Origin of the sequence: Pedosphaera parvula Ellin514 (genome assembly GCF_000172555.1) — a bacterium.
Classification (GTDB): Bacteria; Verrucomicrobiota; Verrucomicrobiia; order Limisphaerales; family Pedosphaeraceae; genus Pedosphaera.
Map to the genome: position 1 here is coordinate 250307 of NZ_ABOX02000002.1, position 13006 is coordinate 263312.

8 protein-coding genes are annotated in these 13006 nt (G+C 50.1%); 6 read left to right on the top strand and 2 right to left on the bottom strand.

Going from position 1 to position 13006, the window contains the following annotated elements:
- Positions 1-25: 25 nt before the first annotated feature.
- Both CFLAV_RS02165 and CFLAV_RS02170 read left to right on the top strand, forming a co-directional pair.
- Complete coding sequence (locus CFLAV_RS02165) at positions 26-1795, top strand: FG-GAP repeat domain-containing protein (protein ID WP_007412959.1); 1770 nt, start codon at positions 26-28, stop codon at positions 1793-1795.
- Between the two features lie 547 nt (positions 1796-2342).
- Positions 2343-5756, top strand: coding sequence for a non-ribosomal peptide synthetase (locus CFLAV_RS02170; RefSeq protein WP_007412960.1), 3414 nt, complete (start codon positions 2343-2345; stop codon positions 5754-5756).
- 23 nt (positions 5757-5779) lie between these two features.
- On the opposite strand, the gene CFLAV_RS02175 is transcribed toward CFLAV_RS02170, so the two are convergent.
- Complete coding sequence (locus CFLAV_RS02175; RefSeq protein WP_007412961.1) at positions 5780-6454, bottom strand: response regulator; 675 nt, start codon at positions 6452-6454, stop codon at positions 5780-5782.
- Complete coding sequence (locus CFLAV_RS02180; RefSeq protein ID WP_007412962.1) at positions 6451-8562, bottom strand: PAS domain S-box protein; 2112 nt, start codon at positions 8560-8562, stop codon at positions 6451-6453. The genes CFLAV_RS02175 and CFLAV_RS02180 overlap by 4 nt, the downstream gene beginning before the upstream one ends.
- 413 nt (positions 8563-8975) lie before the next feature.
- On the opposite strand from CFLAV_RS02180, the gene CFLAV_RS31675 reads away from it, so the two are divergent.
- The 4 genes from CFLAV_RS31675 to CFLAV_RS02205 all read left to right on the top strand — a co-directional run bounded on the left by CFLAV_RS31675 (position 8976) and on the right by CFLAV_RS02205 (position 12983).
- Positions 8976-9593 (top strand): transcriptional activator RfaH, encoded by a 618-nt coding sequence (locus CFLAV_RS31675; RefSeq protein WP_007412963.1) that lies wholly within the window; start codon positions 8976-8978, stop codon positions 9591-9593.
- Positions 9594-9748: 155 nt separating this feature from the next.
- Positions 9749-10831, top strand: coding sequence for an SDR family oxidoreductase (locus tag CFLAV_RS02195; protein ID WP_007412964.1), 1083 nt, complete (start codon positions 9749-9751; stop codon positions 10829-10831).
- A gap of 198 nt (positions 10832-11029) precedes the next feature.
- A complete protein-coding gene (locus CFLAV_RS02200; RefSeq protein WP_007412965.1) occupies positions 11030-12301 on the top strand; it encodes a DegT/DnrJ/EryC1/StrS family aminotransferase in 1272 nt (423 codons plus the stop codon).
- Positions 12302-12332: 31 nt separating this feature from the next.
- On the top strand, positions 12333-12983 hold the full coding sequence (locus CFLAV_RS02205) for a sugar transferase (RefSeq protein ID WP_007412966.1): 651 nt from the start codon (positions 12333-12335) through the stop codon (positions 12981-12983).
- Positions 12984-13006 lie beyond the last annotated feature (23 nt).

The window sequence follows — 13006 nt, forward strand, 5'->3', positions numbered from 1 at the left end:
GAAGGAGTGGTCAGCGGTTTTTACCATGAAAACACCATCGCTATTCAAATGGGTTTTGCCTGTTATCTTCATGTTAAATGGGGGCTCGGCAGTTCATGCCCAATTGTGCCCGACTTTTTCTTCCGCTTATTCCGGGCTTCCCGGATTATCGAATGGCTCCATCGCTTGGGGAGATTTCGATAATGATGGCAAACTGGACATTCTGCTGACTGGCAAAGCTGACCAAAACTCCGACGCTCCCATTTCACAGGTTTGGAAAAATGTGGAGGAAGGTCTGTTCGCCAACATCAATGCGGGTTTGCCAGGAGTGGCTTATGGCTCCGTTGCCTGGGGAGATTTCGATAACGATGGCAAACTGGACATTCTGTTGACCGGTAAAACCAATCAGAATCTAAACAGTGCCATTACTCAAATATGGCGGAATGTAGGTGACGGGACCTTCACTAATATCAATGCCGGTTTACCCGGGGTGGCTTATGGCTCAGTTGCCTGGGGGGACTATGACAACGACGGGAAATTGGACATCCTGCTCACCGGATTAGACACCAGTGGTAATGCAATTTGTCAGATATGGCGAAATTTAGGGAATGGAACATTTACAAACATCAATGCCGGCATGCCCGGCGTCTATCTCAGTTCCGTCGCTTGGGGAGATTTTGATAATGATGGAAACCTCGATATACTGGTCACCGGTCTATTGGATTCCGGTTTTCCCGTTTCCCGAATATGGCAGAACCTGGGCGGTGGCATTTTTTTACAAATTGATGCTGGTTTTGCCGGGGTTGACCAAGGGGCTGTTGCCTGGGGGGATTTTGATAATGACGGCAGATTGGATGTTTTGTTGACCGGTATCGACGAAACTGGCAATGCCGTTTCTGGAATATGGTGGAATGCTGGTTCTGGAACTTTCTATGACATCAATGCCGGACTTCCTGGTGTCTGGCAAAGTTCCGTTGCCTGGGGGGATTTTGATAATGACGGGGGGCTCGATATCCTGCTGATGGGCTATACCAACAATCCTGTCAGTAATCCGAATAACAGCCCGATTTTTCAGGTGTGGCGTAATCAGAATAATTGGACATTCGCCAATATCGGCGCCGGTCTGCCTGAGGTCCTAAATGGAATTGCGACTTGGGGAGACTACAATGGTGACGGTAAGCTGGATGTTTTCTTGAATGGTAATTTGAGGAATAATCCCATCCCAATCTCTCAGATATGGCGAAACGACACTCTTCTAGCGAATAGTTCTCCAGTTGCGCCATCCAATCTTACGGCAACGATCATGGACTCCGGTGTGATTTTGAATTGGAGCCCCGCCGCCGACAATCAAACCCCGGTCCCAGCTTTGAGCTACAATGTGCGAGTCGGCACAACCCCAGGTGGGGTCGACATTCTTGCGCCACAATCAGATGCTTTATCCGGCCTTCGTCGATTGCCTCAGATAGGGAATGGGCAACAACGGCTTTCCACTATAATCACAAATTTGCCCGCTGGGACTTATTTTTGGAGTGTGCAAGCTGTGGATAGCGTATTTGATGCCTCCCCATTCGCCGACGAAGCAAGTTTTACGCTTGGGCCGCCGGTGATTGTTGGCTGGGGGGTGCAACCTGATGGAAATTTTCGATTGCGCGCGGGCGGTGCCACGTCTTCGATTTATCTAATCGAGGTTTCAACCAACCTCGTTGATTGGACCTATTTTACTTACGTCTTTATGGGGTCAAACGGACAGAGTGAGTTTATCGAGGTAGATGCTTCGAGTTATCCAGCCCAGTACTATCGTTTGGTCCAGCCCTGATCAGGACCTGTTGAAGGCTGCTTCCTCGATGCTTTGAACCTTTTGAGTCGGCGGTCCACGTGATTACAAAGCTGGTGTGAGGAAGCGGCCTGACTGAAAAGAGCAGGTGCACTTGGCTAACATGCCTTGTCCACTCGATTCTCTGGTTTATACCGAATGCCAAAATTAATTTCCGGAATGGGGAAAAGAACCGGATGAAGAGAGGCGATAAGCCTGAAGAAAGTGGAGACTCAAAAAGCCATGGCTTTAGGGACGAGGAACACCGCTAGTCGTTGGGTGCAGGGTGCTTTTGATTTGAGGCGGCGTTGTCGGCCTGGTCGCTATCTAGAGATAGCGCCTGCGGCCTCCGCCTTGCCTCAAACCAAAATCCCTCCTGCCATTCGGAAATTACTTTCGGCATTCGGTATATTGGGTGTTTACCCACTTCCGGATTTTCCAATTGAATACGTATCATAATTCCAGGATTAGTTTACCTAGGGAACTGGTTCAGCCTCATTTTCACTGACTACCGTCACACGCCTTTCGATGAAAGGCCAAGCAATCTCTTATGAACAATGATTCGCATCCAACTGAAGATTCAAAAGGCAAGCTCGAGTTACTTGATTTCCTGCTTCAGAACGAGGGAGTTAATGTGACTGAGGAGAGTTCAATCCGACGTCGCGACAATCCGGATGATTACCCGTTGTCCTTCTCTCAAAAGCGGCTGTGGTTTTTGGATCAGTTCGAGCCCGGCTCACACTACAACGATTTTTTTCACCTGCGGATACAAGGTCCGTTGAATGTTCCCGCATTCCAAAAGAGTTTGGACGAAATTGTACGTCGTCATGAGGTGTTGCGCTCAAGCTTCAATGTGAGCGAGGGTGAGCCTGTCCAGAAGATTGCTCCTCCGAATGGCATGGAATTACCCATGATAGATCTGACTTCGCTGCCCGGAACTGTTCGCCTGGAGGAAGCCACACGCCTGGCTGTCGAACACGGCCTCGCTCCGTTTGACCTGCGAAGCGGTCCCATTATGCGAGCCAAGCTTCTGCGTATCGCAGCTGAGGATCATTTGCTCCTCTTTACATTGCATCATATTGTCATGGACGGCTGGTCCAGAAGTGTGTTCCTGAGCGAATTATCGCGTCTTTATCAAGCATTTGCTTCAGGTCAACTTTCACCACTGCCGCCGCTGCCGATTCAATATGCTGACTTTGCAGTGTGGCAGGCACGACAGGTAAAGGAAGAGGCGCTACTCAAACAACTGAACTTCTGGAAAGAGCAACTGGCTGGAGCACCAGCTTTATTGGAGTTGCCTGCAACTTTCCCGCGACCTGCCGTCCAAAGTTTTAAAGGTGCGCGGCATCCCATTCGTATTCAGAACCAGACAACTGAAGCACTAAAGGCTTTGAGCAGGAAAGAAGGTTGCACACTATTCATGACATTACTGGCTGTTTTCCAAACTCTCGTATTACGCTATACGGGGCAGACTGATATTGTGGTTGGCTCACCCATAGCCAACCGCAATCGCATGGAGACCGAGCAGTTAATCGGATACTTTGTTAACACGTTGGTACTGCGCACGAATTTGTCGGGCAATCCCACCTTCCGGGAAGTGATGCTCCGCGTGCGGGAAGTATCGCTGGCTGCTTATGCCAACCAGGATATGCCTTATGACAAACTGGTGGAGGAATTGCGCCCGAAGCGTGACCAGAGCTATAACCCGATTTTTCAAATGATGTTTGTATATCAGAATGCGCCAGCGCCGCACTTGAGGGCTGCGGACATCAGCATCAGTACGTTTGAGGTTGATTGCGGGATGGCGAAGTTTGATCTGACTTTCAACCTTGCAGAGTCGGCTGAGGGAATTGATGGATGGATCGAATTTGCGACGGGCTTGTTCGATGAAACCACCATATGCCGTTTGGCCGGTCACTACCTGGCTTTGGTGGAAACTATTTTACATGATCCTGACCAACGTGTCCTAGTTCTGCCGATGGTGACCGGCGAGGAGAGGCGGAGAATGCTCGTTGACTGGAATGAATCCGGCGTTCCTTATCCGCAGGACAAATGCCTGCAGGAACTTTTTGAGGAGCAGGTCTCAAACTCTTCCGAGGCAATTGCAGTGGTTTGTGGAGAAGAGCAGTTGAACTACCGCGAACTTAACAGCAGGGCAAACCAGCTTGCACATTACCTTCGCGAGTCCGGTATCAGACCGAATGATTTGGTTGGCATCAGCGTGGAACGCTCCATTGAAATGATGGTGGGTTTGCTGGGTATCCTTAAGGCTGGCGGTGCTTATGTGCCAATGGACCCAGCTTATCCGGCGGAGAGACTGGCGTTTATGCTGGCAGATTCGAAAGCCCGTATTCTGCTCACCCAGAATGGCATTGCCGATAAAATAACAGGAATGAGTGCCCGTATTCTTCGCCTGGATGGAGATTGGGAGGATGTTGCCAAACACAGCACGGAAAACCCGGTGAAAGCTGGAACTCCAGAGGATTTGATCTATGTGATCTTCACGTCTGGTTCAACAGGCCGGCCAAAAGCCGCTGGTGTATACCATCGAGGGTTTGTGAATTTAGTGAGCTGGCTGATGACAGAGTTCGATTTGTCGGCTGCCGATTCGGCGGTGATGGCCAGTTCCTTGAGTTTTGATTTAACCCAGAAGGGTTTGTTCGCACCACTTCTGAGAGGTGGAACTTTGCACATTCCTCCGCCGGGGCCTTATGATCCCGGACTCATTGCCAGTATCATCCGGGAAAAGAAAGCAACGTTCGTGAACTGCACACCAAGTGCATTTTATCCAGTGTTGGAAACAGGAGATCCAAAAGCCTTTGAAAAGGTTTCCTCATTGCGTTACGTCCTTTTGGGAGGCGAACCTATTTCTTTGCAACGTCTGACACCGTGGCTGGACAGCGAGCATTGCCGTGCGGAGATTGATAACACGTATGGCCCGACGGAATGCACAGATGTTTCCGCTTTTTATCGAGTGAGGAAGGAAAATCGTTATTTATACAGTTTCGTTCCGATTGGCAGGCCGGTTTACAACACGAAGCTTGTAATAGTGAACTCGGAGATGGAAATTTGTCCCGTCGGTGTCTCCGGGGAATTACTTATCGGGGGAGTTGGGGTTGGTGCGGGTTACCTGACTGATGCAGCATTGACTGCGTCCAAATTTGTTCCGAATCCATTTCCTGAGATTCCGGGTGCTCGACTTTATAAGACAGGGGATTTGGCGCGCTATCTTCCTGATGGAAATATTGATTACCTGGGACGCATTGACCATCAGGTGAAAGTGCGCGGGTTCCGGATTGAGCTGAGCGAAATCGAGAGCATACTATCCACTCACCCAGCGATCAGGGAGGTGGTGGTTATTTTGCACAAATCGGAGAGAGCTCCTATAACTGATGCCGCCCAAGGGGGTAATTTTGCTACTCCTGAACCTGTTTTAGTTGCGTACTATGCTTTCAAAACTGGTGCGTCACTTGAGATTGCTGAGATCAGGAGGTATTTGATGGAAAAACTGCCAGACTACATGGTGCCATCGATTTTTATTTCAGTGGAAAAATTTTCATTGTCACCCAACGGGAAGGTGGATCGCAAGGCGCTGCCTGCTCCTGAACGAAACCACGCTGAATTAACCCCAAGTTACGCGCCGCCGCGGACTGAGACAGAGCGCCAGATTGCCGAGATTTGGGCGAAGGCCTTGCGGTTGGAAAGGGTGGGGGTAAACGACAGCTTTTTCGAGCTGGGAGGACACTCTCTGCTGATGGTGCAGGTCCACGCCAAAATCTGCCAGTTAATCAAGGCCAGTCTTCCCATCGCGAAACTATTTCAGTATCCCACCATTAGTTCGCTGGCCAATCACCTGGCTCAACCGTCCGCAGAAAGTGGTTCGTTGCAAAGGGTACGCGATCGCGCTCGACTGCAAAAGGGGGCTTTGACACGGCAGCGCCAAATAAAGGAAATCGCTCTCTGACCGGAGCGACAACCGGTATGCGATCATTGATTATTCATCCAATGAATGGCATGTCGAACCAGTTCCATGCCATTACGCAACATGAGCTTTTCCTTGATGTGGGCACGGTATGTTTCCACTGTTTTGATGCTGAGATGCAATTCCGCGGCGATTTGGCCGGTCCTTCGACCGCTGCCAATGAGCTGAAACACTTCGAGTTCTCTATCGCTGAGCTGTTCCACCCCAAAATGGCCATGGGCTGGCTCACCATTTAAGAATTTTTGTACCACGAGTGATCTCATTTGCTTGCTTAGGTAGACTTCGCCGCGCAGCACTTCCCGAATCGCTCTCATGATTTCTTCGGTGGTTTCGTTTTTCATCACATAGCCACGGGCGCCTGCCCTCAATGCACGTTCCCCATACACAGATTCCTCATGCATGGACAGGGCCATGAGGAGTTGGTTGTTCCAGCGAGAGTGAATATTTTTTATCACTTCAATACCGCTGCTGCTCCCCAAGGCAATATCTATGATGGCTAGATCCGGCTTTAAAGATCCGATCGAATCAAAAGCCTTGGTGGCATTTCCGACGTGAGCGCAAACATGGAGGTCCGGCTCATTGTTTATTAACTGAGTGAACCCTTCGCGCATGATGGGATGATCATCCACAAGCAGAATTTGATATTTTCTTTTCTGAGGCGGTAATTTCTTGGCGCTCATTTGGCGCTCCTTTTTGTAGAGGGTGGATGGGGCAGGGTGCAGGTTAAAATTGTACCACCTTCGCGTCCCGGTTTTATCGCAATGGTGGCTCCAATTGTTCGTGCCCGGTAATTCATGAGATGGAGCCCCATGCCCGTCTTCCTGTTGTTGTCAGGAACAAATCCAATGCCATCATCCTCCACGGAAAGAATCAGTTGTGCATTTCTTTCCATAAGCCGGATGGCGACTCTCCCTGCCTTACCGTGTTTGATGGCGTTGATGGTGGCTTCTTGTGCAATACGGTATATATGAATGGCAATGGTGGCATCCTTTACTGCCGAAATTTTGCCCATGCGGCAATAGCAATCACAATCATAGATGTTCGACTGATGCGCGGCCAATTCTTTCAGGGCGGAAACCAATCCGCCAGCTTCGACCTGAACTGGAGAGAGGCCGCGGGCCAGACTGTGGGCCTGATCTATTGAACGGTTGAGCATGGTTTCGATTAAGCCGGCTTCGCGGGCTTGAGCAAGCTTCGATCGAGCCAGCCTTCGCTGAAGCAAACCACACTTGAACTTTATTGCCGCGAGGTATTGGCACAGTTCGTCATGCAAATCCTGTCCGATCCGTTGCTGCTCCCTTTCGCTGATTTCCAGAATCTGCCTTTCGCGTTGTCTTTGGCCGGTAATATCCCTCGAGAAGCAGCGTGCGTGAATGAAGCGGCCTTCGTCCCAAAGCACATTCAGGTCTATGACGACATTTTTGATGGATCCGTCTTTACAGCGAACACGGGCCTCGTAGTTCTGAATTCGGTTGGTTGGAAGTTTGTCCAGAACTTCGTTGATTACCTGTTTATCGACGTGAAAATGGGAAACGTGATGTCCCACGTATTCGTCCGCGCTGTAGCCGAGCATGAGAAGCTCGGCTTTGTTCGTGCGAAGAATGCTGCCGTCAGGGCCCAGCAAATGCAAACCCACCGGTGCATTATCAAAAAAGTCCTTGAGAGTGGCTTCGCTTTGGCGCAAAGCCCATTCGGCGTCCTTTCGTTCCATGGCTGCTGCCAGGGTGTTCGCCATGGCCTGAACAAAATGCATCTCCCCTTTTGAAAATATGCGTTTCTTCCGCGTGAATACGCTTAAAACACCCCATGCGTCCTTGCTCCTGGAGATGATTACCTCCATGCCGCTGACAAGTTTATGCTGCAAAAGAAATGGCGAAGGCTGGAAGCGTCTCTCCGCGGCAAGATCTTCAATAAAGATGGGCCTTCGCTTCCTTAACAAATAGATCATTTGAGAGCCGGCATCCGTTGAGAAAGTGGACTGGATTTCCCCTCTTTGGGTGGGCTTAATCGACCGCACGCAGAGCTTTTTCCTTTCGCTTTGCAGTTCTGACACAGCGCAAAAATCCGCTCTGAGAATTGTGCTCACCAAAGCGGCCGCTTCATCCATCAGGCATTGAGGGCTCGCGCCGCTGAGGGCCTGCTGCCCAAATTTGGCAATGGTCGCCTGTTGAGTTGCGTGTGACTTCAACTCCGCAGCACCACGTTTTCGATCGGTGATATCGAGGGCCACTCCGCCTATAAAGGGACGCCCCCTTGGATCGAAGTATGGAAACTTCACAGTCAGCCAGGAATTAAGCTGGTTTTTGCCTGCTGGGCGGCTGCGAATGATCTCGGAGTTTTTTCCAGTAGCCAGGATTTCCCGATCCTCCTTGCAAATGCGTCCGGCATTTTTGCGGGAATACAAATCGAAATCAGTGCAAACCCTGGTTGCCGACAGCTCCCTGCCGAATACTGACTGCCAGCGCTTGTTGCCATAAACGTAATTGCCGCGGTCATCTTTTATGAACGTCATCAGGGGACTGTGGTTCATAAATAACATGAAGCGTTCCTCGCTTTCATGGAGGGCTATCTCGGTTTGTTTGCGCGCCTGAGTTTCCTCCCGCAATTGTGCGCGGATGCGGGCAAGCGTCGACTCCTGCTCTGCGAGGCGGTTTCGTAAATCCCGGCATATTGCTTCCCAGGACTCCTCATTCAGTTTTCCCTCCGCGTAATTTATTGGGGCGGGAGTCCGCTGTGCCTCGCGTGTCACCGGGAGAAAATTCTTATCCAGTTTTGACGGTTGGCTCATAAGAGTTGGTGGATGCTTCCGTCGAATACTCCGTGAATAATTATGAATTCGAACATTCAATTAAAATTGTTTATTCCCATGCAGAGTGGTGGACCTCCAAAGCCATCCTGCACAATTATCAGCCGTGTAATGATGGTCTAATAATTTTCCAGGGTCTGCGGCGGAACTTCAACAGCAAGAAGGCGCATAGTGACATTGCTGAATGCTGCGCGTTTGGGTGCCTCTTATAAAAACGCCTGATTTTACGCAGGCGATACTTATCGAAATAGCTGAAACACATGACAAATGTCAAAGAGTAAATGGAACAAAATTCAGATAGTGTGGTGCCGGAACGATCAGATAGGGGGATGGATGATGCTGCATCGGGCGTTCCCTGAAGGCAAATTCAGGTGGGGGCCTGATTGCATCCAGGGATGGCGTATTCTAATCTGCTGCGCATCGTAATTGGAGTGGACATGGACAAGTCAAACAATTCAAAACAAACCTTTGGCGCAACTGACGGTGAACCGGCTTGGTATTGTGTTCGCTCAAAGCCCAAGCATGAGCATATTGCGGCGGCCAACCTGAGCAAATTGCAGGTGGTCGAGACTTTCAATCCAAGTCTACGTTCGCGCAAGGCCACACGTCGAGGGCCTGTCTGGATGACCGAATCCTTGTTCCCAAACTACATTTTTGCCAGGTTTCCATTTGAGCAGATGTTTGATGAGGTCAAGTACACCAGGGGCGTAAGTTCTTTGGTACATTTCGGCACTGGTTATCCCGAGGTTCCAGCAGATGTGATTGAAGAATTACGTCGGAACTTCCCTGCCAACGAATTGAAATTGTCATCCGAAGTGCCCACCGCGGGCGATCAGGTCACGATTACGAGCCGGGCCCTGTTCGGTTTGCAAGGAGTGGTGCTCCGGACGATGCCTGCTCAAAGGCGAGTACAGGTTTTGCTCGATATGCTTGGGCAGACCAGCGCAGTGGAATTAAATTTGAATTCTGTCGTGGTAGAAAGGCAGCCGCTGCCCTCGCAATTGCTCTCTTGAGCCACAAAACGAAGTATGAGTTGCCTCAGGAAGGCTTCCGCTGTTCGTCCAGGCGCTCTGAAAGTTTCAGTCGAAGCTCCCAGTATCAACCAAGTGCGGAGCTTTATTTGCATCTGAGCCAACTATTTTCCGAATCTTCCAGCCCGGTTCAACTTATGACTTCTTATAATGATATTTTGAGCTCTCTCAAAAAGGAGCCAAGAACATGGCTTATTACTGGCGTCGCGGGTTTTATCGGCTCAAATCTGCTCGAAATGTTATTGGATGCAAAACAGAATGTTGTGGGCCTGGACAATTTTTCCACCGGCAAACTACAGAACCTGGAGGAAGCTCTGCGATCGGTGCAGCCTGCCGAGCAGAAGCGTTTTCAATTCCTTGCAGGGGACATCCGGAATCTGGCAACCTGTCGCCATGCTTGTGAAAAGGTAGACTATGTTCTCCACCAGGCGGCCTTGGGTTCCGTCCCGAAGTCGGTGGAAGATCCGATTGGAAGCAACGAAATCAATGTCACTGGCTTCCTCAACATGCTCCAGGCGGCACGCGAAAATAAGGTGCGTCGATTTGTTTACGCGACCAGTAGTGCTGTCTATGGTGACTCACCCGAGCTCCCCAAGGTGGAAAGCAGATTAGGCAACCCGCTTTCGCCTTATGCGGTCACAAAATTGATTAATGAGTTTTATGCCGATGTGTTTACGCGAACCTACGGAATGGAGACCATTGGGTTGCGCTATTTCAACGTTTTTGGACCACGACAGGATCCTGAAGGTCCATACGCGGCCGTGATTCCGCGATGGGTGGCGGCCATGATCAAGAATGAACCAACCGTAATCTACGGCGACGGCTCCACGAGTCGAGATTTCTGCTTCGTGGCTAATGTGGTTCAAGCCAATATTCTGGCAGCGACCACTGGCAATCCGGAAGCTTTGGGAAAAGTTTTCAATGTGGCCCTCAATAGTAACATCAGTTTGATGGAACTCTTCGAAATGCTGCGCTACAAATTGGTTCGCACCTTCCCTCATCTTCAAGATTACAAGCCACGATACCTAGATTTCCGTCCGGGTGACATCCGTCATTCACAGGCAGACATCACCAAGGCTTCAGATTTGCTTGGCTATGCTCCTACTCATTCTGTTGAAGAGGGGCTGAACACGGCTCTCGACTGGTATAGACGAAGTGTGATCACAGATGCTGATGAGCGGAGCGGACTCAACACCTCTCCTACGTTTGTGGGGGCTTGAACGCCATTACTCAGAAAGCGCGTCTTCATCCGTAGGGGAAGTCGGGAGTAAACGACCGGCAGTTGGCCAATCTGTCCGGGGCAAAGTGAGTGTCGCGAGCGAGAATTGCCGGAGTCTTCCATATGCCCCGTAATTATTAATTTGCAACGATTAGTTACCACCGAATTTGTTACAAGGATTTCCCGATCAAATCAATTTATGATTAATGTCCCTTTCCACAAACCGAGTATTGGTCCCGAGGAGATCAACGAGGTGGTGGATACATTGAAGAACGGCTGGCTTACAACCGGACCGAAAGCAAAGCTCCTGGAGAAAGAGTTCGCCTGCTACCTGGCGCATCAATATGCGGTAGCCGTAAATTCGTGCACGGCCGCGCTCCATTTAGCCTTGGAAGCGATCGGGTTGCAGGCAGGAGAGTGCGTTCTGGTGCCAAGCATGACTTTTGCTGCCACTGCGGAGGTGGTCCGGTATTTTAATGCCCGACCAATACTGGTGGATTGTCGATCAGAAGATTTCAACCTGGATGTGGCGGATGCTGAACGCAGGATTCTATCTGCGTTGAGTCATGGAGAACAGATTAGAGCCATCATTCCGGTCCATTATGCCGGGCAGATCGGCGATGTTGCTGGAGTTGCTGCCCTGGCCAAGCGCTATGATTTGCGGATAATTGAAGATGCTGCTCATTGTTGTCCTGCATTTTATCGACTGGATAATAGTGCGGTCTGGCAAACTGTCGGAACGGGAGCGGACATCAGCTGTTATTCTTTTTACGCCAACAAAGCCATCACCACGGGTGAAGGGGGAATGGCCTGCACCCATAAGTCTGAATATGCAGAACGGATGCGGGTGATGTCGTTGCATGGAATTTCGAAGGATGCGTGGAAGCGGTTTACCTCCGAGGGCTCCTGGTATTATGAGATTACCGCGCCCGGGTTCAAATATAATCTCACGGACATAGCGGCTTCCATTGGGTTGCATCAATTGCGCAAGTCAGATGATTTGCACCGGAAACGAACCTACCTTGCGAATCGATATGCCGAGCTGTTGGGTGACGTTGATGAATTGGTGCTCCCGGTGGCACAGCCAAACCGAAATCATTCCTGGCACCTGTATGTCATCCGGCTGAAACTCGACCGGCTGCTTCTGGATCGTGCGGCTGTTATTGAAGAACTCAAGCGTGCGGGGATAGGCGTAAGCGTCCACTGGTTGCCGTTGCACATGCATCCGTATTACCGAAATGCTTACGGCTATGAACCGGCAGATTTACCCCGGTCGGCCCAATTGTATCCGGAAATCATCAGCCTGCCGATCTTTCCGGACATGAATGATGCGGAAGTTGAACACGTTTGCAATCAGCTCAGAAGAATCATCTCTGGGCATTTAAAGATTTCACCCAAGCTGTCCGGAAAGCTTTTAATCCATAAACCATCGAAAATAATCAAGACAGGCAATGGTGAACTCAAACTTTAATGGCCAGGCATTTCTGAAGTTCCCATAAGGCATGGACGCAATGGATAAAAAAACCAAAGAAGATGTTTGGAAACGCTGCTACGATTTGTTTTTTTCCGCAATCGGGCTGGTGTTACTCAGCCCCTTCCTCGCCTTGATCGCCGGTGCAGTAAAGATTTCGGATGGAGGACCTGTTTTCTTTCGCCAGAGGCGGGTAGGCCGGGGCGGAGAATCATTCCATATTTGGAAGTTTAGAACGATGATCGTGGATGCTGAGCGCTCCGGATTGAGCGTCACCAGGGATGGCGACGCGCGGATTACTCGCATTGGCCGGGTTCTGCGGAAGACCAAACTGGATGAACTGCCGCAGCTTTGGAATGTATTCAAAGGGGAGATGAGCTTTGTGGGGCCGCGTCCGGAAGTGCCAAAATATGTTGAACGCTACACCCCAGAACAGAAGCAGGTGCTTGCTCTTAAACCAGGTATAACCGACCTTGCCACCCTCAAATTTAGAAACGAAGAGGAACTGCTCAAATCCGCCAAGGATGTGGAACTCTTCTATCTAACGTATTGTGTTCCGCGGAAGATTGAATTGAACTTGCACTATGCCCGCAAGGCTAATCTGTGGAGAGATTCAATCATCATTTTGCAAACCCTTCTTCCGCAAAAAGCTTTTCTACAGCCCTTGGAAATTGCTGAGTGATTGGAGCCATTGAATGCTTTGAT